The organism is Bradyrhizobium sp. Leo78, from assembly GCF_059512425.1.
Map to the genome: position 1 here is coordinate 219527 of NZ_JCAMOT010000007.1, position 25585 is coordinate 245111.

General features: G+C 62.4%; 28 protein-coding genes and 1 pseudogene. 24 read left to right on the plus strand and 5 right to left on the minus strand.

Annotated elements, in window-relative coordinates; translation table 11 throughout:
- Positions 1 to 34: 34 nt before the first annotated feature.
- From AC5ZG1_RS11925 to AC5ZG1_RS11970, 10 genes are all read left to right on the plus strand, one after another.
- Positions 35 to 850 carry a PDR/VanB family oxidoreductase gene (locus AC5ZG1_RS11925; protein WP_496132949.1) on the plus strand — a complete coding sequence of 272 codons (816 nt, stop codon included), beginning with the start codon at positions 35 to 37 and terminating at the stop codon, positions 848 to 850.
- 35 nt (positions 851 to 885) lie between these two features.
- Positions 886 to 2175, plus strand: coding sequence for a CaiB/BaiF CoA transferase family protein (locus AC5ZG1_RS11930; protein ID WP_496132950.1), 1290 nt, complete (start codon positions 886 to 888; stop codon positions 2173 to 2175).
- A 403-nt stretch (positions 2176 to 2578) separates the two neighbouring features.
- Complete coding sequence (locus tag AC5ZG1_RS11935) at positions 2579 to 3820, plus strand: ABC transporter substrate-binding protein (protein ID WP_456643467.1); 1242 nt, start codon at positions 2579 to 2581, stop codon at positions 3818 to 3820.
- A 26-nt stretch (positions 3821 to 3846) separates the two neighbouring features.
- A complete protein-coding gene (locus AC5ZG1_RS11940; protein WP_496132951.1) occupies positions 3847 to 4746 on the plus strand; it encodes an NAD(P)-dependent oxidoreductase in 900 nt (299 codons plus the stop codon).
- Between the two features lie 58 nt (positions 4747 to 4804).
- Positions 4805 to 5647, plus strand: a complete 843-nt coding sequence (locus tag AC5ZG1_RS11945; RefSeq protein ID WP_496132952.1) for an ABC transporter ATP-binding protein — start codon at positions 4805 to 4807, stop codon at positions 5645 to 5647.
- A complete protein-coding gene (locus AC5ZG1_RS11950) occupies positions 5619 to 6329 on the plus strand; it encodes an ABC transporter ATP-binding protein (RefSeq protein ID WP_028163129.1) in 711 nt (236 codons plus the stop codon). Before AC5ZG1_RS11945 ends, AC5ZG1_RS11950 begins: the two co-directional genes overlap by 29 nt.
- A gap of 61 nt (positions 6330 to 6390) precedes the next feature.
- Positions 6391 to 7272, plus strand: a complete 882-nt coding sequence (locus tag AC5ZG1_RS11955; protein ID WP_028163130.1) for a branched-chain amino acid ABC transporter permease — start codon at positions 6391 to 6393, stop codon at positions 7270 to 7272.
- A gap of 20 nt (positions 7273 to 7292) precedes the next feature.
- Entirely contained in the window at positions 7293 to 8342 is a 1050-nt protein-coding gene (locus AC5ZG1_RS11960) for a branched-chain amino acid ABC transporter permease (protein WP_496132953.1), read from the plus strand.
- Positions 8343 to 8411: 69 nt separating this feature from the next.
- Positions 8412 to 9932, plus strand: a complete 1521-nt coding sequence (locus AC5ZG1_RS11965; RefSeq protein ID WP_496132954.1) for an aldehyde dehydrogenase family protein — start codon at positions 8412 to 8414, stop codon at positions 9930 to 9932.
- 208 nt (positions 9933 to 10140) lie between these two features.
- A complete protein-coding gene (locus tag AC5ZG1_RS11970) occupies positions 10141 to 10800 on the plus strand; it encodes a GntR family transcriptional regulator (protein WP_028163132.1) in 660 nt (219 codons plus the stop codon).
- 36 nt (positions 10801 to 10836) lie between these two features.
- Here the strand turns inward: AC5ZG1_RS11970 and AC5ZG1_RS11975 are convergent, their stop codons facing one another.
- On the minus strand, positions 10837 to 11514 hold the full coding sequence (locus AC5ZG1_RS11975; protein WP_028163133.1) for a GntR family transcriptional regulator: 678 nt from the start codon (positions 11512 to 11514) through the stop codon (positions 10837 to 10839).
- Positions 11515 to 11631: 117 nt separating this feature from the next.
- Here AC5ZG1_RS11975 and AC5ZG1_RS11980 point away from each other — a divergent pair, with 117 nt between their 5' ends.
- The 11 genes from AC5ZG1_RS11980 (at position 11632) to AC5ZG1_RS12030 (ending at position 20992) form a co-directional block, all read left to right on the plus strand.
- Positions 11632 to 12423 carry an enoyl-CoA hydratase/isomerase family protein gene (locus AC5ZG1_RS11980; protein WP_496132955.1) on the plus strand — a complete coding sequence of 264 codons (792 nt, stop codon included), beginning with the start codon at positions 11632 to 11634 and terminating at the stop codon, positions 12421 to 12423.
- Between the two features lie 10 nt (positions 12424 to 12433).
- On the plus strand, positions 12434 to 13678 hold the full coding sequence (locus tag AC5ZG1_RS11985; RefSeq protein ID WP_130222437.1) for a CaiB/BaiF CoA transferase family protein: 1245 nt from the start codon (positions 12434 to 12436) through the stop codon (positions 13676 to 13678).
- A gap of 72 nt (positions 13679 to 13750) precedes the next feature.
- Complete coding sequence (locus AC5ZG1_RS11990; protein ID WP_496132956.1) at positions 13751 to 14743, plus strand: Bug family tripartite tricarboxylate transporter substrate binding protein; 993 nt, start codon at positions 13751 to 13753, stop codon at positions 14741 to 14743.
- A gap of 57 nt (positions 14744 to 14800) precedes the next feature.
- Entirely contained in the window at positions 14801 to 15283 is a 483-nt protein-coding gene (locus tag AC5ZG1_RS11995; protein WP_456643460.1) for a tripartite tricarboxylate transporter TctB family protein, read from the plus strand.
- Positions 15284 to 15295: 12 nt separating this feature from the next.
- The gene (locus tag AC5ZG1_RS12000) at positions 15296 to 16870 is read left to right on the plus strand and encodes a tripartite tricarboxylate transporter permease (RefSeq protein ID WP_496132957.1); all 1575 of its coding nucleotides are present in this window, start codon (positions 15296 to 15298) and stop codon (positions 16868 to 16870) included.
- A gap of 5 nt (positions 16871 to 16875) precedes the next feature.
- Positions 16876 to 17061: a hypothetical protein gene (locus AC5ZG1_RS12005; RefSeq protein WP_496132958.1), complete on the plus strand. Its 186-nt coding sequence runs from the start codon at positions 16876 to 16878 to the stop codon at positions 17059 to 17061.
- 270 nt (positions 17062 to 17331) lie between these two features.
- Entirely contained in the window at positions 17332 to 17526 is a 195-nt protein-coding gene (locus tag AC5ZG1_RS12010) for a hypothetical protein (protein ID WP_496132959.1), read from the plus strand.
- A gap of 78 nt (positions 17527 to 17604) precedes the next feature.
- Positions 17605 to 18861, plus strand: a complete 1257-nt coding sequence (locus tag AC5ZG1_RS12015) for an aromatic ring-hydroxylating oxygenase subunit alpha (protein ID WP_130222449.1) — start codon at positions 17605 to 17607, stop codon at positions 18859 to 18861.
- Positions 18862 to 18892: 31 nt separating this feature from the next.
- Entirely contained in the window at positions 18893 to 19387 is a 495-nt protein-coding gene (locus tag AC5ZG1_RS12020) for an aromatic-ring-hydroxylating dioxygenase subunit beta (protein ID WP_130222542.1), read from the plus strand.
- Positions 19388 to 19414: 27 nt separating this feature from the next.
- A complete protein-coding gene (locus tag AC5ZG1_RS12025; RefSeq protein WP_035689795.1) occupies positions 19415 to 20248 on the plus strand; it encodes an enoyl-CoA hydratase/isomerase family protein in 834 nt (277 codons plus the stop codon).
- Between the two features lie 36 nt (positions 20249 to 20284).
- A complete protein-coding gene (locus AC5ZG1_RS12030) occupies positions 20285 to 20992 on the plus strand; it encodes an SDR family NAD(P)-dependent oxidoreductase (protein WP_464346940.1) in 708 nt (235 codons plus the stop codon).
- A gap of 23 nt (positions 20993 to 21015) precedes the next feature.
- Here AC5ZG1_RS12030 and AC5ZG1_RS12035 read toward each other — a convergent pair whose 3' ends face one another.
- On the minus strand, positions 21016 to 21912 hold the full coding sequence (locus tag AC5ZG1_RS12035; protein WP_496132960.1) for an alpha/beta hydrolase: 897 nt from the start codon (positions 21910 to 21912) through the stop codon (positions 21016 to 21018).
- Between the two features lie 109 nt (positions 21913 to 22021).
- Here AC5ZG1_RS12035 and AC5ZG1_RS12040 point away from each other — a divergent pair.
- The 3 genes and pseudogenes from AC5ZG1_RS12040 to AC5ZG1_RS12050 all read left to right on the plus strand — a co-directional run.
- Positions 22022 to 22273 (plus strand): annotated as a pseudogene (locus tag AC5ZG1_RS12040) (FAD-dependent oxidoreductase); the annotation flags it as partial.
- Positions 22274 to 22286: 13 nt separating this feature from the next.
- Positions 22287 to 22892 carry an NAD(P)/FAD-dependent oxidoreductase gene (locus AC5ZG1_RS12045; protein ID WP_496132990.1) on the plus strand — a complete coding sequence of 202 codons (606 nt, stop codon included), beginning with the start codon at positions 22287 to 22289 and terminating at the stop codon, positions 22890 to 22892.
- A gap of 16 nt (positions 22893 to 22908) precedes the next feature.
- Positions 22909 to 23199, plus strand: coding sequence for an oxidoreductase C-terminal domain-containing protein (locus tag AC5ZG1_RS12050; protein ID WP_456643454.1), 291 nt, complete (start codon positions 22909 to 22911; stop codon positions 23197 to 23199).
- Positions 23200 to 23220: 21 nt separating this feature from the next.
- Here AC5ZG1_RS12050 and AC5ZG1_RS12055 read toward each other — a convergent pair whose 3' ends face one another.
- The 3 genes from AC5ZG1_RS12055 to AC5ZG1_RS12065 form a co-directional block, all read right to left on the minus strand.
- Entirely contained in the window at positions 23221 to 23823 is a 603-nt protein-coding gene (locus AC5ZG1_RS12055; RefSeq protein WP_130222457.1) for a TetR/AcrR family transcriptional regulator, read from the minus strand.
- Between the two features lie 111 nt (positions 23824 to 23934).
- The gene (locus AC5ZG1_RS12060) at positions 23935 to 24090 is read right to left on the minus strand and encodes an alpha-hydroxy-acid oxidizing protein (RefSeq protein WP_496132991.1); all 156 of its coding nucleotides are present in this window, start codon (positions 24088 to 24090) and stop codon (positions 23935 to 23937) included.
- A gap of 105 nt (positions 24091 to 24195) precedes the next feature.
- Positions 24196 to 25518 carry a phenylacetate--CoA ligase family protein gene (locus tag AC5ZG1_RS12065; RefSeq protein ID WP_496132961.1) on the minus strand — a complete coding sequence of 441 codons (1323 nt, stop codon included), beginning with the start codon at positions 25516 to 25518 and terminating at the stop codon, positions 24196 to 24198.
- Positions 25519 to 25585: the final 67 nt, after the last annotated feature.

Below are 25585 nucleotides of genomic sequence, written 5' to 3' on the forward strand. Positions count from 1 at the left end.
CGGCTGTCACATCGATCTGCATCTGCCGAACGGAATGATCCGCGGCTATTCGCTCGTCAATGACCAGAGCGAACGGAAGCGCTATGTGGTCGCGATCAACAGGGATGCTGAAGGTCGGGGTGGCTCCAGGCTCATCCATGACACGGTGCGGGTCGGAGATATCATGACGATTTCGCATCCCAGGAACAACTTTGTCCTTCAGGAGGATGCGGCGCATTCGGTGCTGATCGCGGGCGGAATCGGAATCACGCCGCTGCTTTCGATGATCCGCCGCCTCGAGATGCTAGGTCGCTCCTGGGAGCTGTTTTACGCAGCCAGGACTCGTTTCGCCGCGGCGTTCCTTGACGAACTGCATGCGCTTCGACCGGACGTTCAAGAGAACCTGCACGTGACGTTCGACCACGCGCCACTCGGCCGCAAGCTCGACCTTGCGGCGATCGTCGAAGGCGCCCCTGCAGAAGCGCATCTGTATTGCTGCGGCCCGCTGTCGATGCTCGGGGCATTCGAAGCGGCGACCACTGCTCGGCCCGCCGCTCACGTGCACGTGGAATATTTCAAGGCAAGGGAAAAGCCGGCCGCCGAAAGTGGGTTTGAAGTGAGGCTTGCGCGCAGTGGCCGAACGATAACGGTTGAACCAGGCAAGACGATCCTGAACGCGCTCCTGGATGCAGGAATGACAGCGAACTACGCCTGTGCCGAAGGTGTCTGCGGCACCTGCGAGACCCGGGTGATTGAGGGAATTCCCGATCACCGCGATCAGTTTCTCAGCGCGGAGGAACGAGCGGCCAACAAAACAATGATGATCTGCTGCTCAGGTTCGAAATCAGCGACGCTCGTGCTGGATCTGTGATTGGAGATCTAAACAACAAACCGACGGGAGGAAGAATGCTGGATCAGCTCGAAGCGGAATTTCCGGAACATGCGCCGCGCCCTTCCGATGCGCCAAAAGCGCTGGATGGAATTCGGGTGATCGATTTCTCGCACTTCATCGCCGGCCCCTTCGCCACGATGATCCTCGCCGACATGGGTGCGGAGGTCGTCAAGATCGAGGCGCCGGAGAAGGGCGACGATCTTCGCCGTTATCCGCCCTTGCATCCCGATCTCAGGCACGGCGCTCCGTTTCTCTGGACCAACCGCAACAAGCGCAGCGTCGCGGTCGACCTGAAGTCGCCGGAAGGCCTCAAGGTCGCGCGTGAACTGATTGCCACGGCGGACGTCGTCGTCGAGAATTTCTCGACCGGCGTGATGAAGCGACTGGGCCTCGACTACGACAATTGCCGCAGAATCAAACGTGACGTCATCTATTGTTCGGTGTCAGCCTATGGCCGGGACGGCGCCTTTGCCGATCGGCTCGGGTTCGATCCGATCGCGCAGGTCGAGAGCGGGTTCGTGTCCATGAACGGCTATGCCGATCGCGAAGGCGTGCGCGCATTGTCGCCGGTCATGGATATCTCAACGGCGATGATGGCCTCCAATGCGATCCTCGGCGCGGTGGTCGCGCGCCAGCGCAGCGGTGTCGGACAAGCCATCGAGGTGTCCCTGTTCGACACCGCGGTGCTGATGACGGGTTACGCCACGCTGCAACATCTGTTCAGCGGCGCTGATACACAGCGGCATGGCAACACGTCTCCCGATACGTGCCCGTCGGGCGTGTTCCAGGCGCAGGACCGCTCCTTCTATATCAACTGCGGCAACGACAAGATCTTTCAGCGGCTGATGGCGCAAGTGATCGGCCGCGCCGACATGGCCACGGCCGAAATCTACGCGACCGGTCCCGAACGCATTCGCCGGCGCGACGAATTGTTCGCGATTCTTGGTGAAGCTTTCGCGCAGCAGCCATGGTCGTATTGGCAATCGCGGATGCGGGCGGCGGGCGTGCCCTGCGGGCAGGTGCGCAGCGTCGGCGAGGCCATTCGTTCTCCGGAAGCGCGGGAGCGTGCGATCGTGACACGCATCCCGCATCCCACGGTCGGATGGGTGCCGAATGTGAGCCTGCCGATCCGATATTCTGAAACCCCGGTCGTGGATCCCGTCGTTGCGCCGGCCGTGGGCCAGCACACGGAGGAAGTTCTGCGCGAGGTGCTCGGCTACGACGACGCGCGACTGGCACGCCTTGCGGAAGAGGGCGCTCTCGGCGCTCGTCGCCAGCCGGCATCGGCGGACAAGCAGGCATGAGCGGGCGGAGCGATCGTACGCTCGGGGCCGCGTTGCCGTCGTCGGGATCGGTGAAACCGAGTATTATCGGCACGGCGCCTCGCCGGACGCGGAATTTGAGCTCGCGCTGAAGGCGATCCTCGCCGCCTGCAGTGATGCCAGGCTCGATCCGCGCGACATCGACGGATTTGCTTGTACAACGATGACAGCTCCAACCAAGAATGAATGGCTGTTGCGGTGGGCAGCGCCGCCGCCCGGAGGGGCACGTCGCAGCGCAATATCCTTAGGCGCTTTATAAATATATATAGCTTGATCGAAAAAATACTTCGTGTCTTAATTCGCGCCAAGGGTGCGCAGCATCCAAAAAATATCAGGGAGGAAGACGATGTCGCACGCGCGGCCACGCGATGCGTGGGGTTGTCTGTTGTCGTTAGCGTTGGGGGTGGGGACAGCCACCATCGTCACACCGGCGCACGCAGAGAACGGCATTACCGATACTGAAATTGTGATAGGCATCTCGGCCGCGTTGTCCGGCCCGAATGCGGGTTACGGCGCGATCGCCCGCGGCACCGAAGCGTGCTTCAATTACCTCAATGCTGAGCAGGGCGGCGTCAAGTTCGGCGACGGCAAGACGCGCAAGGTCCGGCTTGATATCTTGGATGATGCGATGGAGCCCGCGCGTGCGGTGCAGAATGCGCGTCGGCTGGTGAGCCAGTCCAAGGTGTTCGCGGTCGTCGGCAATGTCGGCACCGGCGCCAATCTCGGATCGCGGCCGTACTATAACGCCGAGCATGTGCCGCAGATGTTCATCGCAACGGGTGGCCCGATGTTCGGCGCAAAGTCCGAGGTCGAAAAGAACCCTTGGACCATGGCCGCGTGGCTCGCCTATAACACCGAAGCCGCGATCTATGCGGCGTTCATCAAGCAGAAATTCCCGGACGCCAAGATCGCGCTGCTCAACGATGACAGCGGCGGTCCATTCTTTGCTGATGCGTTCCTGAAGTCGGCCAAGGAGCTTGGTCTCAACATCGTCGCTCGCGAAGAACACACCTATAGCGAACCGACGATCAACGCGAAGATCAGCCGACTTGCCGCTTCGGGCGCCGATCTGTTCGTCGATGCGACCACGCCAAAATTCGTCGTGCAGGCTCTCAAGCAGATGGCGGCAATCAACTGGAAACCGGTGCACATCATCTGGGGTGTCGGATCGAGCATCGGTGGCGTGTTCGAGCCGGCCGGCGTCGAGACCGCCAAGGGCGTCTATAGCGGCCAGTGGATGAAGGACCAGACCAACCCGGTCTACGCCAACGACGAAGACATGAAGCTCTACGTCGCCAAGCTCAAGCAATATGGCGGCTCGCTCAATCCCGCCGACCAGAATGCGGCGGCCGGCTGGTACGCCTGCCACGCGACCAAGGGCCTGTTCGAGCGGATGGAGCAGCCGACCCGCGAGGCCTTCATGAAGGCAGCTCGTAGCATGAAGAACCAGAAGGAGCCGCTGATGCTCGATGGCATCACGCTGAACACCAATGGTGCCGAAGACGGCTACCCGATCGAGTCCGTGCAGATCTCCCAGTTCGACGGCGTGAAGTTCGTGCCGGTCGGCCCTGTCCTCAATTACGAGGGCAAGACGCCGCTCTACGAACCCCCAGCCAAGTCGCAATGACACGTCGCAACGAGGAGACAACGTCCATGACCAACAACACATTCAAGACCATCGGATTCATCGGGCTGGGCGCCATGGGCAGTCAGATGGTGAAGCATCTGAAGGGGATCGCCGACATTCTCGTCTACGATACCGATGCGGCCCGTGCGGCTGAGGCCGCTAGGGCAAGCGGTGGCCGGATCGTCGACGGTGTGAGCGGCATGAGCTCGGCTGATGCGGTGATCCTGATGCTGCCGACAAGCGCGATCGTCGATCAGGTGCTGCATGACGCCGATGGCGGCAGGGGACTGCTCGATTATCTGCCCGCCGGCGCCATGGTGATCGACATGAGCTCGTCCGCGCCGACCAATTCGGTCGCGAACGCGGAGATCGCTGCCAAAAAGGGCGTCCACTTCATCGACGCGCCGGTCTCCGGCGGCGTCAAGGGGGCGGAAGCCGCTAGCCTGGCGATCATGGTCGGAGGTGCGCAGGCTGATTTCGATCGGGCGCTGCCGGTGCTGCAGAAGATGGGCGGCAAGGTCTTCCTGGTCGGCAAGGTCGGGTCGGGCCACGCGGTCAAGGCACTGAACAACCTGCTCGCCGCCACGGCCTTTGCCGCCACCAGCGAAGTCTTCGCGGTCGGCGCCAAGTTCGGTCTTGATCCAGCGACGATGCTCAAAGTGATCGATGCGTCGTCCGGCCAGAGCTTCCAGACCACCCATGTCTGGCAGAAGGCGGTCATCGACCGCACCTTCCAGTTCGGCTTCGCGCTCGCGTTGATGGAGAAGGATGTCCGCGTGGCAATGTCGCTGTTCGACGCGATGGGATCCGATGCCCAGCTCTCGCGCACGACGGCCGCGATCTGGGCCAAGGCGCTGGCAAGCGCGGCGCCCGGCTCGGACATGACGGTCGTCGCCAAGCAGGCTGAAGCGGCCCTCGGCCTGTAACGCCGGGGAGATTGGAGAAGCAGCTTCCCTTAGCCCTCACGGTGGGGACGAAGATCGCATGAACGGCTCAACGGCTCATCTCTCCTCGCGGACGGCGCCGGCTTCCACGGCGCCGCCGAAGCTGGCGGTGGACAATCTGTCGCTCAGGTTCGGCGGCCTCGTTGCGATCAATGCACTATCGTTCCAGGTCAGGCGGGACGTCATCTGCGGCCTGATCGGCCCCAATGGCGCCGGCAAGACCAGTTTGTTCAATTGTGTCAGCCGCCTCTACAATCCGACGGAAGGCAGGATCACCTTCGACGGAACTGACATCACACACTATCGGTCGAAGGACATCGCGAAACTCGGCATTGCTCGTACGTTCCAGAACCTGGCGCTGATGAAATCGCTGACGGTCCTGCAGAACGTGATGCTCGGCGGCTATCACCACGGTCGCACCTCGCTCTTGCGCGCGCCGTTCGTGCCGGTGTCGCGGCGGTCCGAAGAAGCCGCCCAGCGCCGCGCGGCGATGGAGTTGCTGGCGCGCCTGCAACTCGATCACCTGCACGATGAACGCATCGACAGCCTGCCTTATCCGACGCTCAAGCGGGTCGAGCTTGCCCGCGCGCTGGCGTCTCGTCCCTCGCTCCTGATGCTGGACGAGCCGGCTGGTGGGCTGTCGCATTCGGAGGTCGATGAACTCGCGCGGACCCTGGTCCGGGTGCGTGACGAATTCGGCATGACTTTGCTGTTGGTCGAGCATCACATGGGCATGGTGATGAATGTCTCGGACGACATCGTCGTGTTGGACTTCGGCAACAAGATCGCCGAAGGCAAACCGGCCGACGTGAAGTCGGACCCTCGCGTCATCCAGGCCTATTTGGGGAAACAGCGTGAACGTTCTCGAAATCAAGGGCGTTAGCGCCGGCTACGGGCGCATCCCGGTGCTGCACGACGTTTCGCTCGCGGTCGGCGAAAAGAGCATCGCCGTGCTGCTCGGCGCCAACGGTGCAGGCAAGACGACGACGCTGCGCGCCGTCAGCGGTATGGTCAAATATACGGGACAGATCCTGCTGGACGGCAAGGACCTGAAGGGACTGGGCCCCGACCGGATCGCGCGCCTGGGCATCGCCCACGGCGTGCAGGGACGCGGCACCTTCAGCGACCTGACCGTCGAGGACAATCTGGCGGTCGGCGCCTTCCGTCGCCGCGACAAGGCTGAGATCGCAGCCGATATCGAGCAGATGTACGCGCTGTTTCCCCGCTTGCGCGAGCGCCGCAAGCAGAAGGCGGGTAGCCTCAGCGGCGGCGAACAGCAGATGCTGGCCGTCGGCCGGGCGCTGATGCTCAAGCCGCGGGTAATGCTGCTCGACGAGCCGTCGCTCGGGCTCGCGCCGGTCATCATCGATGACCTCTACGAGGCGTTGCAACGCGTCAACCGATCGCAGGGCATCGCGATGCTGATCGTCGAGCAGAACGCCAATCTGGCTTTGGAGATTGCCAATGACGCCTACGTGCTTGAGACCGGCTCGATGGTGCTGTCGGGCACGGCCCGAGATGTGTCCGAGAACGACGGCGTCCGCGCTGCCTATCTTGGTAACTGAATATCCGCGACCGGTCTTGGCTCATGCAGGCTACTCCAATAACTGAATAGAGAAGCTGACGATGCAGTACTTCTTTCAGCAGATCGTCAACGGCATCGGGGATGGCGCGATCTACGCGTCGCTGGGCCTTGCCCTGGTGCTGATCTATCGAACGACGAACATCGCCAATTTCGCTCAAGGCGAGATGGCGACATTCTCCGCCTACATAGCCTGGCAGATGGTCGATTGGGGCGTGCCGTTGTGGTGGTCGTTTCTCATTGCCATCGTTGTATCGATGATCGTTGGCGTGCTGGCCTATCTGCTGCTGGTCCGGTCGGTTCAGCACCGGGATGAATTGACGATCGTCATCGTCACGCTCGGCCTGTTCCTGGCCTTCAATAGTTTCAACGGCGCGATCTGGGGATTTCTGCAGCTCTCATTGCCGAGCCCGTTCCCCGAGAAGAGCTTCGCCATCGGCGCGCTCAGGTTCAATGCCGAGCTGGTCGGCACGATCGTAATTCTGATTGCGATCTCGACCGGCATGTTCCTACTGTTGCAGCATACGCGGCTCGGCACCGCACTGCGCGCCTCGGCCTCCAATGCCACATCCGCGATGCTGGTCGGCGTTCCCTTCACGGCGATGATGGCGATCGGATGGGGACTGGCGGCCGGGCTCGGGGCGGTGTCTGGCCTGTTGGTCGGCCCGAAGCTGACGCTCGATCCGAACATGATGGGCGCCATCATCATCTACGCCTTCGCTGCGGCCGTGGTCGGCGGATTGACGAGCTATCGCGGCGCGGTTGTTGGCGGTGCCATCGTCGGCATCTCGCAAGCCCTATCGATGGCTTATCTTCCCTGGCTCGGTTCCGATCTGCAGATCCTGCTGCCGCTGATGCTGATCGTCGCTGTGCTGATCATCAAGCCTGAAGGTCTGTTCGGCAGCACGGTGGTGGTACGCGTATGAGCAGCATCGGAATTCCTGCCATGCAATCGGTTCGGCACGGCGATGTGGCCGTCACCAAGATCGGTATCGGCTTCGTACTGGCGGTGATCCTGCTCGGCATGCCGCTTGTGATTCCTGAATATCAGACATTCCAACTGACCGGCGTGATGACCTATGCCGTGGCGGCGCTGGGCCTCAACCTGATCACCGGCTATGTCGGTCAAGTCTCGCTCGGCCATAATGCCTTCTTTGCTTTGGGGTCGTATGCCGCCGTGCTCAGCGTCGCGTACCTGGGCGTCAACGATGTCCTGGCGGTCCTGATTGCGGCGATTGTCACATTCATCGCCGGCGTGCTGGCGGGGTATCCGGCCAAACGGCTGCGGGGGCTGTATCTGGCCTTGATCACGCTGATCCTCGCCGTATCCGTCATCCCGCTGGTCAAGCAGTTCAAGGCCTATACCGGCGGCGCGGCCGGCCTGATGGTCGACAAGCCGGTGCCGCCGGCATGGTTCACCCTGGGCCAAGATGCATGGATCTATTACATGGTGCTGGCGTTTACCGTCGTTGTCTTCTGGCTGGTCAGGAACTTCGTCGGCGGCAGTAATGGCCGGGCGCTGGCCGGCATCCGCGAAGGTGAACTCGCCGCGTCATCGATGGGCGTCGATGTCAACAGGCTCAAGGTGATCGTGTTCGGGGTTGGTTCGATGCTGGCCGGCGTCGGTGGTGCGCTCGCGACCTTTACGATCGGTTTCATTGGCCCGGACTCGTTCACGCTGATGCTGTCGATCAGCTTCCTGGCGGCGATCGTCGTGGGCGGGCTCGGAACGATCTGGGGAGCTTTGGTCGCCGGCCTGTTCCTGCAGTTCGTGCCGTCCTATGCCTCGGATCTCGGCCAGGCGTTCTCCGGTGCGGTCTATGGTGGTATCCTGATTGCGTGCATGACTCTGATGCCGAACGGGATCGTCGGCTCGCTCATGAAGATTACCAGCAGTCGGCGCGAGGCCAGGAAAGCTGCCGATAGAGCTGCTGCGAAAAGCGCCGAGAAAACGGCTGTGAAAGCCGCTGCCGATCGGGGCGTACGTGCCACCTGATCGCTCCGCCGGCTACTCATGAAAGATGCGGCTCGGCCGGTGGCTGCTATAACGATGGAAGGAAAGACCATGACTGTACAAGTTCAAATCAATGGAGGGCTGAAGGCATCCGTGAGCGAGGCGGACAGCTCCGTGCGCCTTGGACCGACGCTTCAACTGTTGAATGGCGAATGGGTCGGCAGCGTCGATGGTCGCACGCTGGCGGTCGAATGCCCCGCCAGCAAGAAGACGATCGCCCACACCCCGCGTGCGTCCGGGCAGGATGTCGAATGCGCGGTGGTCGCGGCGGAAAAGGCCTTCGTGAGCTGGAAGAAGGTCACGCCGTCCCTGCGCGGCAAGGCGCTGCTCAAGGTCGCGGACGAGCTTGAAGTCCGCGTTGAAGAATTGGCCCGCATCATCGCCCACGAAACCGGCAATGCGCTGCGCACCCAGGCGCGTCCGGAGGCGCTGACCTGCGTGGAGGTCTTCCGCTACTTTGGCGGTCTGGCCAGCGAACTGAAGGGCGATACGCTGCCGCTCGGCGATGACATATTGAGCTACACGAGGCGTGAGCCGCTCGGCGTCGTTGGTGCCATCGTGCCCTGGAACGCGCCGGCGACATTGTCGTCGATCAAGATCGCGCCGGCCGTGTGCGCCGGCAACACGCTGGTGCTCAAACTGGCCGAAGACGCACCGTTCGCCGCCTTGTTCATTGCCGAAATCTGCAATCGGCATCTGCCGCCAGGCGTGTTGAATATCGTGACCGGCCTTGGTCCAGAATGCGGCGCAGCGCTCGCCACCCATCCGCGCATCAGCAAGCTGTCGTTCACCGGCTCGACCGCGGTCGGCCGCAGCATCCTGGCTGGCGCGGCGGACCGCATCGTGCCGGTATCGCTCGAGCTTGGCGGCAAAAGCCCGGCCATCGTCTGCGAAGATGCCGACGAGGACTGGGTCGTCCAGGGCGTTGCATCCGCGATGCGCTTCACGCGGCAAAGCCAGTCATGCACCGCCGGATCGCGGCTATTCTTGCACCGGTCGATCTACGACAAGTTTCTCGACAAGCTGGTCGCGCTGATGAACAGCTACAAGATCGGTAATCCGCTCGACGAAGCCACCGACATGGGGAGCCTGATCAACAACAAGCAATATGGTCGGGTCTGCGGTTACATCGAAGACGGCCTCAAGAACAAGGATGTCAAGCTGATCGCCGGCGGCCTGCCGCCGAAGGAGGGCCCGTTGAGCGCCGGCTATTTCACCATACCGACGCTGTTCGCCAGCACGTCGAACAACTGGCGTCTCGCTCAGGAGGAAATCTTCGGTCCGGTGCTGGTGGCGATCCCCTGGACCGACGAGGCCGAGGTGCTGAAGATGGCCAATGACAGCCACTACGGCTTGGCAGGCTATGTATTCTCGCGCAACACGTCGCGCGCCATCCGCATGGCCCATGAGATCGATTCCGGCTGGGTCCAGGTCAACCAGGGCAAGGGCCAGATCATGGGCCAGCCCTATGGCGGCTTCAAGCAGAGCGGGCTCGGCAAGGAAATGTCGCTGGGGTCGATGCTCGAGGGCTTTTCGCGGTTGAAGACCGTAACGGTCAACTTGACGCTCTGATCGGCTTGCGTGGATTGGGGGAAACCGGGTACCGGTTTCCCGTCAATGACGGAACGCGCTTTGCGTGGAGATCATGCATGGAGGCAGACTGAAGCGCGATCGCTATTCGAACTGAAGCTATTTCCTTTTGCGTCGGGGACCTAAACGTGTCGACCATGGCCCGGACGATCGCCTTCCGAAGTTGCCAAGGACCCATGTAGTGACCGAAATGAAGGTGAGCGACCGCATTTACAGTGTTGTCGAAAGGCAGATCAGCCAGCGCGAGTTGCTGCCTGGGGATCCGGTCGACGAAGAAAACCTGATGATCCAATTCGGCGTGTCGCGTACGCCGGTGCGCGAGGCCATTCTGCGCCTCAAGGCCGAGGGGCTGGTGTCCAGCATCTCCCGCGGCGGCGCCATCGTGTCGAAGATGGATTTCGCACAGCTCCTGTCGGTGTGGGAGTTGCTGGCGGAGCTCGAAGGGCTATCGGCCCGCTACGCCTGCGAACGCATGACCAGCAAGGAGCGCGAGGCCTTGGCTGACGCCCATAAGGCGTCCCGCAGCGTTGTCGAACGTAACGACGCGCTCGGCTGGCAGCAGGCCAACATGGCGTTTCATGAGGTGCTGTATGCGGGCTCCCGCAATCCGTATCTCCGCCAGGAGATCCTGCGCATGCGTACGCGAACCAGCGCCTATCGCAATCATTCGTTCGATGCGATGGGCTACATCAGTAAAGCTTATCAATATCATGGCCTCATCCTCCAAGCCATTCTCGAACAGGATCCATCCGCCGCCGCCAAGGCGGCTACGGCGCACCTGACGCCCGGCGAGGGAGCGCCTGGCGTGATGGAAATCATGCATAAGCTTCCGAAGGCTCTGCTAGGATGAGCCACTGGCCGCCTGCTGAGAGCAGGCTGGCCGATTTCAGACCCGGGCTCGATCCGGCGGCATGGTGGGATCGCCGCTTTCCGTCTCGGCGAACCCCGCCTGCAGAACCTCCTCGCGCTTGTGACGGAGATGGGTGCGCAAGATGTGGGAGAGGCCGACGCCATCGCGACGCTGCAGCGCGTTGAGGATCGCTTCGTGCTCATGAAGCGCTAACGCCCAACGGTCCGACGTCATCGGCGTGACATAGCGCGCGCGCCGAATGCGCGCTGTGACCGAATTGTACAGACCGACGAGCACGGGATTGCCGGCCGCCGCCACGATCGCCTCGTGGATGGCCCGGTTGCAGCGGTAGTACTGAATCAGATCGCCGTTACGATAGTGATGTGCCATCGCGGCATGCGCAGCGGCGATCTCACCGATTTCTTCCTCGGTGACGCGCTCACATGCAAGCTCGCCGGCCAGGGCTTCGAGCCCCTGGCAGACCTCGAACAGGTCACGCATGTCCTTGTCAGTAAGCCTGGCTGCGCGGGAGCCGCGGTTTGGCAGCAACTGCACAAGGCCTTCGGCCGCCAGCACTTTGAGGGCTTCGCGCAGCGGTGTGCGCGAGATCTGCAGCCGTTCGCATAGATCGCGCTCGGGAATTCGGGCGCCAGGCGGAATTTCGCCGTCGAGCAGGATCGCGCGAATGCGGCTGACGACCTCCTCATGCAGCATTTCGTCGAGGCTCCGATTTGAATTCAAAAATGGAGAATATCGACCCAATCGCCCAAGTTCCAGCTTGATAATTCCCTATTTTGCATTCAAAGTTAGGAAAACGACTGGGTAGAGGAAATGGATCAGGACGTGGCGGAAGATCTCGTTTTCGAGGTCGCGAGCGGCATTGGACGGGTCACGTTCAATCGTCCTCAGGCCAGAAACGCCTTCACTTTCGAAATGTACGAGCGGCTCGCCGAAATCTGCGAGCAGGCGAACAGCGATCAGGCAATCAAGGTGCTGGTGCTTCGCGGCGCTGGCGACAAGGCCTTCGCGTCGGGAACGGACATCAACCAGTTCCGTGCCTTCACGACACCGCAGGATGCAGTCGATTACGAGAACCGCATCGACCGCGTGCTCACCACGCTCGAGCAGTGCCGCGTGCCGACGATCGCCGCGATCAGCGGCTTCTGCACCGGCGGCGGTGCCGGCATCGCCGCGGCCTGCGATCTGCGCATCGGCACCAGAAGCGCGCGGATCGGCTTTCCCATTGCCCGCACGCTCGGCAATTGCCTGTCGATGTCGAATGTCAGCCGGCTCGCCGCCCTCGTTGGACCGGCACGCGTCAAGGATCTGATCTTCACGGCGCGGCTGGTCGAAGCCGCCGAGGCCGCGGCGATCGGCCTGCTCACGGAGGTGGTCGATGATCTCGCGGCGCTCGACGGGCGTGCCGATGAGGTCGCTCGGCTCCTCGCCGGCCACGCACCGCTGACGCTCAACGCGACAAAGCAGGCGGTCGCACGCTTGCAGAAGCGGCTGACGCGCGAGGAGGGCGAGGACCTCATCGTCATGTGTTACATGAGCGAGGATTTTCGCGAGGGGCTGGACGCGTTTCTCAACAAGCGCGCACCGCAATGGCGCGGGCGATAGGGATATGACGATGCAAGGCAACCAATCGCAGCCCGCTGCCCGTCCGCAAGGACCGCTCGCCGGCCTCAAGGTCGTCGACCTCACCCATGTCATGGCGGGACCGACCTGCACGCTGATGCTCGCCGACATGGGCGCCGATGTCATCAAGATCGAGAAGTGGCCGAATGGCGATGACACCCGCTATTCGGTGCCGCCGAAGATTGGCGACGAGGCGGCCTCTTTCCTGATGATGAACCGCAACAAGCGCGGCGTGGTGCTGGACCTGAAAACCGCCGGCGGGAAGGAGGTGCTGCGGCGGCTGATCGCACGTGCCGACGTGCTGGTCGAGAATTTCGCGCCGGGTGCCATGGAGCGGCTGGGCTTCGGCTATCAGGCGTTGCACGAGGAATTCCCGGCGCTGATCTATTGCTCGCTCTCGGGCTTCGGCCGCACCGGACCCTACAAGCATCGCCGCGGCTTCGATCTGGTCGCCCAGGCCATGAGCGGGATCATGAGCTTCACCGGCGAGCGGCCAGACGGCCCGCCTGTGAAGTGTGGTCCACCCCTATCGGACATTACCGCCGGCCTCTTGGCCTGCATGGGAATTCTGGCTGCGTACGCGCATCGGCTGAAGACCGGTGCAGGGCAGTGGGTCGAGACCTCGCTGTATGAGGCGGCGCTGGTGCAGACCTACTGGCAATCGACCATCGCGCTCGCCACCAACACGGCACCGCGCGCGATGGGCTCGGCGCATCCGCTCAACGCGCCATACCAGGCTTTCGAGGCTTCGGACGGCTGGCTTGTTGTCGGGGGCGCCAATAACAAGAATTGGCTGTTGATGCTGGAGGCGCTGGGCGCAGCCGAGCTTGCATCCGATCCGCGCTTCGTGACCGGCGCTGATCGCATGGCGCATCTGAAGGAGCTCGAAGCGGTCTTGAGCGAGCGCTTCCGCACGGGGACACGGGCGCACTGGCTCACGCTCTTGGAAGAGAAGGGCGTGCCATGCGGTCCTGTACACGACATGCTGGAAGCGCTGAACGATCCGCAGACGCTTGCACGCGAGATGGTCGTCGAGGTCGAGCATTCGACACTCGGACCGGTGAAGACGATTGGGCTCCCGGTCAAGTTCTCCGTGACACCAGGAAAAGTGCGTTCGGGCGCGCCGGTCTATGGTGAGCATACGCGCGAGGTGCTGTCCGAGTATGGGTTCGATGACAGTCAGATCAAAGCGCTCGAGAAAGAAGGCGCAATCGTCTCGGCAGCAGGTGGTCGATAAAAGCCGGTCGCGCAACGTCGCGACAGGCCGATACGACAGGTAAAACAGGCAAAAAATCAGCCGGAGGAAACCATGGACGTCACGTCGAGATTCCTGCTGCCTGCCGCGGCAATCCTGCTCGCCGGCACGATTCCGGCGGGCGCGGCGTGGCAGCCGCAGAAGCCGATCGAGTTCGTCGCGACCGCAGGGCCGGGCGGCGGCACCGACAATCTGGCGCGTGCGGTCCAGAACATCATCACCAAGTACAAGCTGACCGACCAGCCGATCGTGGTCGTCAACAAGGGCGGCGGCAGCGGTGCGGAAGGTTATGTGTACGGCAAGGCTTCGGCCGCCGATCCCCACAAGGTGATCTTCGGCACGTCGAACGCATGGCAGCAGCCGCTCGTGTCCAAGGTCGCCTTCAACTACACAGATCTCACTCCGATCGCCGCGATGGCGCAAGATGAGTTCCTGCTCTGGGTCAAGCAGGACGCCCCGTACAAGACCGTCAACGACTATCTGAAGGCAGCGGCCGCGAATGAATTCAAGATGGGCGGAGCGCAGTCGAAGGATACCGACGAGGTGCTGACCCGCATGATCGAAAAAGTCGGGCACATCAAGTTGACCTACATTCCATTCAAGAGCGGCGCCGAGGCCGCCGTGCAGCTCGCGGGCGGTCATATCGACTCTCACGTCAACAACCCCTCTGAAAGCCTGGGGCAGTGGCGCGGCGGAACGCAGCGCCCGCTCTGTGTCTTCAGTCCAAAGCGATTGCCGCAGGGGCCCAAGGTCACCGCGACCGAAGGCTGGAGCGACGTGCCGAGCTGCGTCGAACAGGGACTCGACATCCCGCAATATGAGCAGCCCCGTACCGTCTGGCTGCCCGGCAAGGTCACGCCGGAGCAGGCTGCCTTCTATGTCGAACTCATGAAGAAGGTGCGGGCGACACCGGAATGGAAGGACTACATCGAGAAAACCTCGCAGGTCGATGCCTTCCTGACCGGAGCCGAGTTCGACAGCTACATCAAGCAGGACCTCGAGCATATCAGGCAGGTCGCGGCCGAGCAGGGGTGGCTCGTCAAGTGAGCCGGTCGGCCACGTCAGCGAAACTATCCGGGGCTTAGCGCCGGGCTGGAGCAGTCGATGATCTCACGCCGTGCTCTCGAAATTGCGACCGCCATTCTCACCGGCAGCTTCGGTGTCGCCGTGGTCGTGTCCAGCTTCGACAATGGCATCGGCTGGTCGGCCGCCGGGGTCGATGCCGGCACCTTTCCGTTGCTGACCGGTGTGATCATCGTTGCTGGCAGCCTCTACAATCTCGCCCGCGGTGTCCTGCCGGGCGGCACGCTGGCAAGCGTGCCCGTGGCCATCACAGGAATCGAGCTGCGCCGCCTCGCAGGGCTGTTCGTGCCTGCCGCTCTCTTCGTGGCGCTGATCCCGATCGTCGGGATGTATGTGGCCTCAGCCGGCTACATCTTCGCTGTGCTGGCGCTGCCGAGGCATCAATCGCTGCTTCGCTCACTGGCGATGGCATTGGCGACGCCGCTCGCGCTTTATGTGGTGTTCGAGCGCATGTTCCAGGTGACGCTGCCGCACGGCGCGCTCGCCGCTGCGTTCGGGCTCTGAGGAGGAGAGCGAATGGAAAATCTCCAGGAGCTCGTGCACGGCTTCACGATCGCAGTCACCGTGCCGCATCTGGTGCTGATGGTGATTGGCGTCCTGCTCGGCATTCTCGTCGGCGTGTTGCCGGGCCTGGGCGCGCCGAACGGCGTGTCGTTGCTGTTGCCGCTGACCTTCGGGATGCAGCCGGTCTCGGCCATCATCCTGCTTTCGAGCATGTATTGGGGCGCGCTCTTCGGCGGCTCCGTCACCTCGATCCTGTTCAACATTCCCGGAGAGCCGTCGTCGGTCGCAACCACTTTCGACGGCTATCCGATGGCGCGCGACGGCAGGCCGACGACGGCGCTTGCCACCGCCTTCGGTTCGGCCGCGTTCGGCGCCCTGGTCGGGGTCATTCTGATCACCTTCCTCGCATCGTGGGTGGCGCAGGTTGCGCTCGCCTTCGGGCCGCCGGAGTACTTCGCCGTCTATTTCCTCGCCTTTGCCAGTTTCGTTGGCATGGGCGGCGCGGCGCCGATCAAGACGGTGGTCGCTCTCGCGATTGGTTTTGCGATTGCTGCGATCGGCATCGATACCGTCTCCGGCAGCGTACGCCTGACAATGGGGATCGACGAGCTCGTGAAAGGCGTGAGCTTCGTCGTGGCGGTGATGGGATTATTCGGCATCGGCGAGCTGCTGGTTGCCGTCGAAGAGGAGTTTCACGCACGCGGGGTCTCCTCAAGGATCGACTGGAAGGAAGTCTTCCGCGCGGTCGTCCGCCTGCCGCGGCATGGCATCGCTCTGCTGCGCAGCGCGGCCATCGGATGCTGGATGGGGATCACGCCGGGCGGCCCGACCGCGGCGTCCTTCATGAGCTACGGCATCGCCCGACGCTTCTCACGACGCGGCCGCCATTTCGGCACGGGCGAAGTCGAGGGGATCATCTCCCCGGAGACCGCCGATCACGCGGCCGGCACCAGCGCGCTTCTGCCCATGCTGTCGCTCGGCATTCCCGGCTCGGCGACCGCCGCGGTAATGATGGGCGGCTTGATGATCTGGGGCCTCAATCCCGGGCCGATGCTGTTCGTCGACCAGAAGGATTTCGTCTGGGGCCTGATCGCCTCGATGTATGTGGGCAACATTGTCGCCGTCGCGCTCGTGCTGCTCACCGTTCCGATATTTGCGGCCTTGATGCGGATTCCGTTCGTCATCATTGCGCCCCTGATCGTGATCATCTGTGTCGTCGGCGCCTATTCGGTGTCGAACTCCTATCTCGATGTCGTCATGATGCTCGGCTTCGGCGTCGTCGGCTATCTCTTCAAGAAGCTGTTCTATCCGCTCGCCCCGCTCGTGCTCGCGATCGTTATCGGCGACAAGGCCGAGGATGCCTTCCGGCAGTCGATGCTGATGTCCAAGGGATCGCTCGGGGTGTTCTTTGCCAACCCTCTCGTGACGAGCCTTGTCTTGGCCGGGCTGGCGCTGTTGCTGCTTCCGCTCGCGCTGCAGATCGCGCACGTCCGGCGCAAACCGGGTGAGCGCAAGTCCATTGCGCCAGGTCCCGAAGATAGCAGGTCTCGACCAACAGCAACCTCGGCGGCGCAAACACCGCGATAATGCCGATGCCTCCGTCGCTGTTCGCAATCGCGGACAGGGGCAGCATCTATCTCAATGGCCGCGCCGATCTCGCACCTGCTTCGCGCGGGATGCTGGAGTTGCTTGCATTCGGCTCGATCTACGGTGCCGGTGCTGTGGTCACCATGAGCGCAGCCGATCCATCAGCATCGTTTGATCCCTTGAACCCGTGATTCATTACCAAGCCAAGTACGTCGTTCGATCTTGGTCAATCCATTCCATTCCGTTGCATGCAGACGATCCGGTGCCGGTTCGTCTCTACGCGCTGAATGGCGACATTCTCAATCTGACGGCGGGGGACATCGTTACAAACTTTGATGGCACAGTCTCGTCCTACCGAGCAAAACCCATTTCGATAAAGGCGGGGAGGGATATCGTCAACGTGTCGGGCTTCATGCTGAACAACGATCTCACCGACGTTTCGCTGGTGTCGGCGGGGCGCGATGTCATCTCATGGCAATTTCGAGGTCGCCGGCCCCGGACTGCTGCTGGTCTCCGCCGGACGCAACATCACCCAGGAGGACCAGGGTTCGACTACCAGCATCGGTCCGCTTGTGGTCGACGACGCCAGGCCCGGCGCTAGCATTTTGCTATGCCGGCGACATCACGATGTTCGGCGGCTTGGTGGAGCTGCTTGACACGGCCCTCTTGCAGGTGCCATTAATAGTCCGAACGATCGATCTAAGAAAGCGCGCGGGAGGTTAAAGGGAGGAGTCATGTCTGGTCAGTCGCCAAACCCGGATTATCGCACGCTGATTGAACCGACGCGGGTTCGCAGTGTGGTGTATCACGACCCGCAGATCTTTGAGCAGGAACTGGAGCGCATCTGGCATCGGACGTGGGTCTATGTCGGCCACATCAGCGAGGTCCCGAATAAAAACGACTATGTGACGAAATCCATCGGGTCGACTCCGGTGCTGATGGTTCACGATCGCGATGGCAAGATCAGTCTACTTCTGAACAAGTGTCCGCATCGCGGCAATCAGCTCTGCGCCTACCGGCAAGGCAACCGCGGCACGTTCACGTGCCCTTATCATTCCTGGACATTCGCCAATACGGGAGATCTGATCGGCTATGCCTATGCCGACGGCTACGGCGATGCAGACAAGTCGGGGTTCTCGCTCGGCAGGGTGCCGCGCGTCGGCATCTACCGGGGGTTCGTCTTCGGATCTTTCGCGAACGAGGGGCCGTCCCTGGAGGAACACCTCGGCGGTGCGACGGCCTCGATCGACCAGCTGTTGGAAAACTCGCCCGAAGGCGAACTCGAGCTGACCGCAGGCTTCCTGCAGCACCGTACCAAAGCGAACTGGAAGTTCATGCTCGAGAACGAGACGGACGGCTACCATCCGGCGTTCGTCCACGGGTCGGTGTTCCAGGTTACCGACAGTGGCATCGGCAAGCTCTACGGTCCGCAGTCCACCGCGCTCACGCGTGATTTCGGCAATGGCCACACCGAATTCGACTTGCGGCCGGAGTGGCGCCGGATCGGCAAGCCGCTCGAGTGGTTCGGCACCAGCGAGACGCGCTTTCCGCAATACGTGAAGGCGATGGAGCAGGCCTATGGCGCTGAGCGGGCGCGCAGGATCATGATCGACGGGACGCCGCACATCATGATCTTCCCCAATCTGTTCATCGCCGAAATCCAGTTGTTCGTGCTGCAGCCGATCGCCGTCGACGAGACAATCCAGCATGTCACCGCGCTACAGTTCAAGGGAGCGCCCGAGCTCAATCGGCGCTTGCGCCAGCAGACCATGGGCTCGGTCGGCCCGGCCGGGCTGCTGCTTGCCGACGATACCGAGATGTATGAGCGCAATCATCGCGGTGCAGTGATCAATGACCCTGAATGGGTCACGCTAACACGCGGCCTGCATCGCGAGCGCCGGGACGAAAACGGCTACCTCGTCGGTCATTCGACCGACGAGGTGCCGCAACGCGCCATCTGGCGTCACTATACCGAACTGATGACGGCGTGAGGTTGGTATGCCGCAGTCTACAGCCACCGCGATGTTGCATCTCGAAGCGGAACAAACGGATCTTCTGCGACGCGTCGAGCAGTTTCTGTTTCTCGAAGCCCGCCTTCAGGACACCCATGCCTATGACGAGTGGGAGGCATTATGGGCGGACGATGCGACATACTGGGTGCCGGCCAATGGATCGGATACCGATCCGGAGCGGCAGATGTCGATCATCTACGATAACCGCTCGCGTATTGGCGTGCGTATTGATCAGCTCAAGACCGGGCGCCGCCATACCCAGACGCCGAGGTCGGAGCTGGCGCGGATCATCTCGAATGTCGAACTCGTCACTCAGGTCGGTGACGAGATCGAGGTGAGGGCGAATGCGTTCATCTTCGAGGATAACCTGCGCGGCGAAACCCTCTGGGCGTCACGCAATGAATATCGCCTGCGGATCACAGATGGTGGTTTCAAGCTTGTGCGGAAAAAGGTCGGTCTTGTGAACAACCACAAGCCGATCTTCACCCTGTCCTTTCTCATTTGAGTGTCGCGGCGAACGACGGAGGCGAACATGACATCAGAGCTCAAGACGGCCTTGGGGTACGAGTGCTGGGTCGCAGAAGGACCGGTTCTTCTGGATTATGCTGACCATGTCGCGACATTGACCCTCAACCGGCCAGAGTCTTCGAACGGGATGAATATCGCCATGATGCAGGCGATCCACGAGGCGGTGATGCGCTGCCATGGCGACCCGCGCGTGCGCGTCGTACATGTACGAGGTGCCGGAGCGAATTTCTGTGCCGGCGGAGATGTGCGTGAGTTCGCATCCAAGGGAGAGGCGCTGGGTGACTTCCTGCGCACAGTGACGGCTTATCTGCAGATGGCTGTGGGTGGACTGATCCGCCTGAACGCCACAGTGGTGAGTGAAGTGCAGGGCTATGCGGCAGGCGGGGGCGGGCTTGGTCTTGTCTGCGCGTCCGACCTCGTCGTGGCGGCGAAGTCCGCCAGGTTCATGGCGGGCGCCACCCGGGTCGGAATGGCGCCCGATGGTGGTGCCTCGGTTATCCTGCCGCGTTTGGTGGGTTTCCGGCGGGCCGCGGAGATTGTTTTGACCAACCGCGTGCTCGGAGCCGAGGAAGCCCAGGCTATTGGTTTGATCAACAGTATCGTTCCTGACGATGGGCTCGCGGGAGAGACGCGCAAGCTCGTCGGGAGGCTGGCCGCCAACGCTCCCAGGGCGAGTGCGGCCGCCAAGCGGCTGCTCTGGAGCGGGATCGGCCTTAGCGTCGAGTCTTGCCTTCCCGAGGAGGCGCGGACGGTGGCAGAGCTGTCGTCCACCGCTGATGCGCGAGAAGGTTTGGCGGCCGTACTTGAAAAGCGCACGCCGAATTTTACCGGAGCTTGATCGAAGATGCCGGGAGGGCGCTTGCAGCGGGCTCTCGTGACCGGCGGCGCGAGGGGTATCGGGGCGGCCATCTGTCGTCGCTTCGCCGCCGACGGCTTCGCAGTCACGCTCTGTGACCTTGACGCGGAAAGCGCCGGGGTGGTCGCCGGCGGGATCGGCGCCGATTTCGAGGCGATCGACGCGACGGACAGTGCCGCCGTTGCGCGCTTCGTTGCCAAGAGAGGTCCGTTCGAGGTGTTGGTCAACAATGTCGGTGTCGATCAGCACGCCTTCTTCACCGAAACCGGCCCGCAAGATTGGCGCCGCCTGATCGCGGTGAACTTGGAAGCCACATTCGCCTTCACCGTCGGTGTCCTGCCGGCGATGCAACGGGCGGGTTATGGCCGTGTCATCAACATCGCGTCGGAAGCCGGGCGGCTCGGTTCGAAGGGCGGGGCGGTCTATGCAGCCGCCAAGGCCGGGGTGATCGGATTCACCCGGTCGATTGCGAGGGAGAACGCCCGGTACGGCATCACAGTGAACGCCGTTCTGCCGGGACCAATCCGTACTCCGATGGTCGAGGAGGCGATCGCGCAGTTCGGTGACAAGCTGCGACGCGACATGGCAAGCCTGACGCTGCTGAGGCGTCTCGGCGAACCGGATGAGGTCGCGGCGGCGGTATCCTTCTTTGCTTCGCCGTCCGCATCGTTCGTGACCGGTGAGGTGTTGGGCGTGTCCGGCGGCATGGGGTGTGGTGTCTGCTGAGCCGGAGGGCCGCGCGGAACGGATCAGCGGCCGCTCGTTCGCTCTGCAACGAAGCGACCGAGTTCGGTCAGCGATTCGTGGCTCTGCCGTAACTCACCAAACATCTGAAAATGATGGAACATGTGGTCCCATACGCGCACCTTCACGTCCACGCCGCTCTGCCGCGCCCGCGCCGCCAGTAGAAAGGCATCGTCGAGCGTGATGTCGTGGTCGCCGGCGTGGATCAGGATCGGTGGCAGGCCGGCAAGGTCGGCATCGACCGGTGAGGCTGATGGTGCTGATACGTTGCCGTTACGGCCGAGATAGGCGCGGGCCATTGCAGCGAGTTGCGCTGGTTTTGAAAAGACATCGCGGGCGGCCCGGCTCGCATAGCTGGCACCACGCATGGTCAGATCGAGCCAGGGCGAGATCAGCGCCAGGCCTGACGGAAGCGGCAGGCTCATATCACGTGCGCGGAGCGCGATGTTCATGGCGAGCGCAGCGCCGGCGGAATCGCCACCGACGACAATGCGCGACGACGGCAGGCCCTGGCCGAGCAGCCAGAGATAGGCTGAGATCGCGTCCTCGGCCGCTGCGGGATATTTGTGTTCGGGGGCAAGCCGGTAATTGAAGCCGAGCACGCGTGCGTCGCTGGCGCGCGCAAGGCGCACCATCAAGCTGCTGTGGGAGCGGAGCGAGCCGACCTGGAAACCGCCGCCATGGCAGAACAGCACGACGCGGTCTGTGCAGCTTCCTGGTGGCGTGATCCACGCGGCCGCCATGGGTCCGATATGGATCGCTTCACCCAAGGTTTCGGAACCGTCGGCAAAGAGGGCATCAAAGCTCTCCCGAATGGAGGTCAGCGAGGCGGCCACACGCCATGAAGCGACCGCCGCCACGATACGGCTCTTGACGGCTTCGAGATCATCCCTGTCGTTCATGCAACCACCAATCGTCTGCTTGCAATCCAAGAAAGCACAATACATAGTTCGAACGTTCGATCTATAAATAAACGATAGGTCTCGGGCCACGGAGGAACATGTTGCGGTGGTGGGGGGCGGGCAGGCCGCTGCCGCCCTGGCAATCCGGCTGCGCACCAAGGGGTTTCGAGGCAGGATCACGATTTATGGTGATGAGCCCTGGGCCCCGTATCAGCGTCCGCCGTTGTCGAAGAAGTATCTCAGCGGAGAGTGGGAAAGGGAGCGGTTGCTGCTTCGTTCGCCATCCTGTTGGAGCGACAATGACATCGACATCCGTGCTGGACGCGCGGTGACGTCACTCGACCCGGTGCGCCGGACGCTCGGGCGCGGCGACGATTCGGTCGGCTTGGACGAAGCTCGCATTGACTACTGGCGCTTCGCCGCGGCCGTTACCATCCTGGCTCACCAATTTGGAAAACGTTTGCGAGCTCCGCTCGCTGCACGATGCCGAGCGCATGCAGCGCCACTTCAGGAAAGGCCGCAGGCTGTTGGTGATCGGAGGTGGCTTCGTCGGACTGGAGACGGCCGCCGTCGCCGCAGAAGCAGGCCTTCGTGTCACCGTTGTCGAAAGTGCTGCCCGCATCCTGGAACGCGCCGTCTGCCCGGCAACATCAGAATACTTCCGCCGGCTTCATTACGCCAAGGGCGTTCGTATCGTCGAGGGATGTGCGGTGAGACGGGTGGTCGGCGGCCCCGTGCGCGAAGCGGAGTTGACCTCCGGTGAGCGCCTTGAAACCGACCTGGTGCTTGTCGGCATCGGCGTTCTGCCCAATGCGGAGCTCGCCGCGCGTGCAGGTATCGACACAGGGGACGGCATCCTGGTGGATGAGCACGGCCGTACCTCGGCTGCGGATGTGTGGGCGGCGGGGGATTGCGCGGCTTCCGCTATGCGGCGAACTGATCCGCCTCGAGAGCGTTCAGAACGCTATCGAACAGGCTGAAGCGGTCGCTGATGACATGCTAGGCGAGGCCGCGCCTTACGCACCGGTGCCCTGGTTCTGGTCCGATCAGTATGATTCCAAGCTGCAGATTGCCGGCTGGAATCGCGGCTATACCGAGGTCGTTGCATGCGACACGGATCGTGGCGTGTCCAACTGGTATTACCGGGAAGGGCGCCTAGTCGCGGTGGATTCGATCAACGACGCCCGTACCTTCATGGTGGCGAAAAAGCTGCTGTCGCAAGGGATCAACGTCGATCCGTCGAAGCTTACCGATCAAGCGTTTGATCCCCGCAGTCTGCTCCCGTGAAGGCGCGAGGCCCGGGTGAAATCAGAATACTCTCGAATTCCTGTAGCCATCGAGGAAGAGGCTGACGCAGCGGTCGGCAAGATCAGTAGGCATCATGCGGCCGTCCGGCTTGAACCAGGTATATGTCCAGTTGATCATGCCAAAGAACAGCATCGCATCGACATGGGCGCTCGCCTCGTCCTTCGCTCGCTCCGGGCGGATTTTCGCCAGCATGTCGGTGACGATCGAGATCAGCTGGCGCTGTTTCTTAATGACGTCCTTTCTCACGTTGTTGGGCAGGAACTCCATGCAGGTCAGCATCACCACGTGCTTGTCACGGGAGACGGAATAGATCTGGAGGAAAAACCTGATCAGTTTCTGGAAACAGGCGATCTCATCCTCGCGTCCCGAAAGGATGTCGTCGCAGCCGGCCAGCAGCTTGTCGACATGTTCCGTCAGCATGAAGACGAGGATAGCTTCTTTCGATTCGAAGTAGTGGTAGAGGCGGGATTTAGAGCAGTCGCACGCGGCGGCGATATCGCCGATCGACGTCGCCGCATAGCCGCGGTTTGCAAACAGCCCAGCTGCCTGCTTGATGATCGAAGCCTGGATGGAGTCGTAGTCAGGGGAGCGAGGTCGTGTCACAGGTGTCCTGAAATAATCGTCCGAACGATCGGACTATACCGCCCGGTGGCTGACTTGGCAATTTTGCGACCGGTTTGACGCCGCCTCGTCACCGTCCAGGCGTGGCAGCGATCAATGGCAGATGTGGTGGTGCCGAGATAGCGGACATGCTCGGCTGAGATATCGCTCAGGCGCGGTGCCGAGCAGTGTCATGGCGCGCTCCAGCTCGGTCCCGAGGATCGAGATGACATGGGCGATGCCGGGTTCGCCGGCGGCGGCACCGTACAGGCGTGTTGCGTCCCATCAGGACCGCGTTCGCGCTGAGCGCGCGCGGTTGATGATGTCCGTCCCGCGCCGGAATCCGCTACATGTCTGAAGGTCGCCGCCCTCCTGTCAGGCGCGCTCGGCACGATGCAGCACCCGTGTCGCCTTGGCTTCGTAGCGCGGCAAGGTCCCTTCCTGGAGACACTCGACGTCAACGCCCATGCCGAGACGGGCGCGCACCTCGCGCTTGATATCCGCAACGATCAGTTCGGCGGGGCGGCCGGCCGTATGTTGCGCCTCGACAGCGATGCACATCGTTCCGATCGTGATGCGCTCCTTGTCGACATAGATCTGCCAGGCCTCTTTCACTGTTCCTGGCGTCGCGGCGATGATGTCTTCGATCTGCGAAGGGAAGACGATGACCCCCTTGACTTTAATCATGTCGTCGCTGCGGCCAATGATGCGCCCGATCTTGCGCATGCCCCTTCGCCCGGAGCGACAGTCGAAGGGCGAGGTCGACAGCCGCACCAGGTCGCGCGTGCGCCAGCGCACGACCGGCGAGGCTTCGCGACACAGCGTCGTGATGACAATCTCGCCGACCTCGCCAGGGGCAACGGGGCGAAGCGTCGCCGGATCAAGGATCTCGGTGATGATCGTATCTTCGTTGATGAGCTGCAGTTCGTCCTCGTCATGGGTGAAGGGGGTGGAAATCGCCAGCACCGGGCCGCCGGCTTCGGTTGTGCCGTAGATGTTCTGGCTCACGAAGCCTTCCGGCATTTCCGCTTCCAGCTGGTTGCGGAATTCGGCAGATACTGATTGTCCGCCAAGAATGGCGAGCTTCATCGTCCACTCCGTCTTGGGATCGATGCCCATCTGCTTGGCGGTGGTGACTAGCGACATCAGCCAAAGTGGTGACATCGAGGCGACGTCGTAGCTGTGGTCGTGCAGCCATTTCACCACGAGTTCGCCGCGACCGGGCCCGATCGGAAACGTGGTGCAGTCGAGCGCCGCGAAACCTACATCGAGTGCCGGTCCTCCGATCCAGAGACCGTAACCATAGCCCTGATAGGCGCGCTGGCCGCGCTGCACGCCAGCGGCCGTCAGGATCCGTGCCATCTGATAGGGCAGGAGCTGACCATAGTCGTGCTCCGTCATGCCGAATAGGACCGGCAGCCCGGTCGTCCCTGAGGTTGCCGTGAATCTCCCCACCGAGTCCATCGGCGTGGCCAGGAACGGGAATGGATAGCGGCTGTGCAGGGCGGATTTGTCGAGCAGCGGCGCATGCTCGAGCCCGTCCGCGGCGGCGAGGTCCGAGGGCTTCATGCCGGCGGCCGCGAAATGCGCGAGCCAGTCCGGCCGCTCGCCGAGGCGTCGGCCAAGCTTGCTCAGTCGCTCCTGCTGAAGGCGGCAGATGGCCGGATAGTCTAGGCATTCGATATCGGGGTGAAGCATCCCGGGTTCCTCCTGCGAATTCATCCCTGGCGACCGTGTGTTGGGAAACCACGGCAATTTTTCTCTT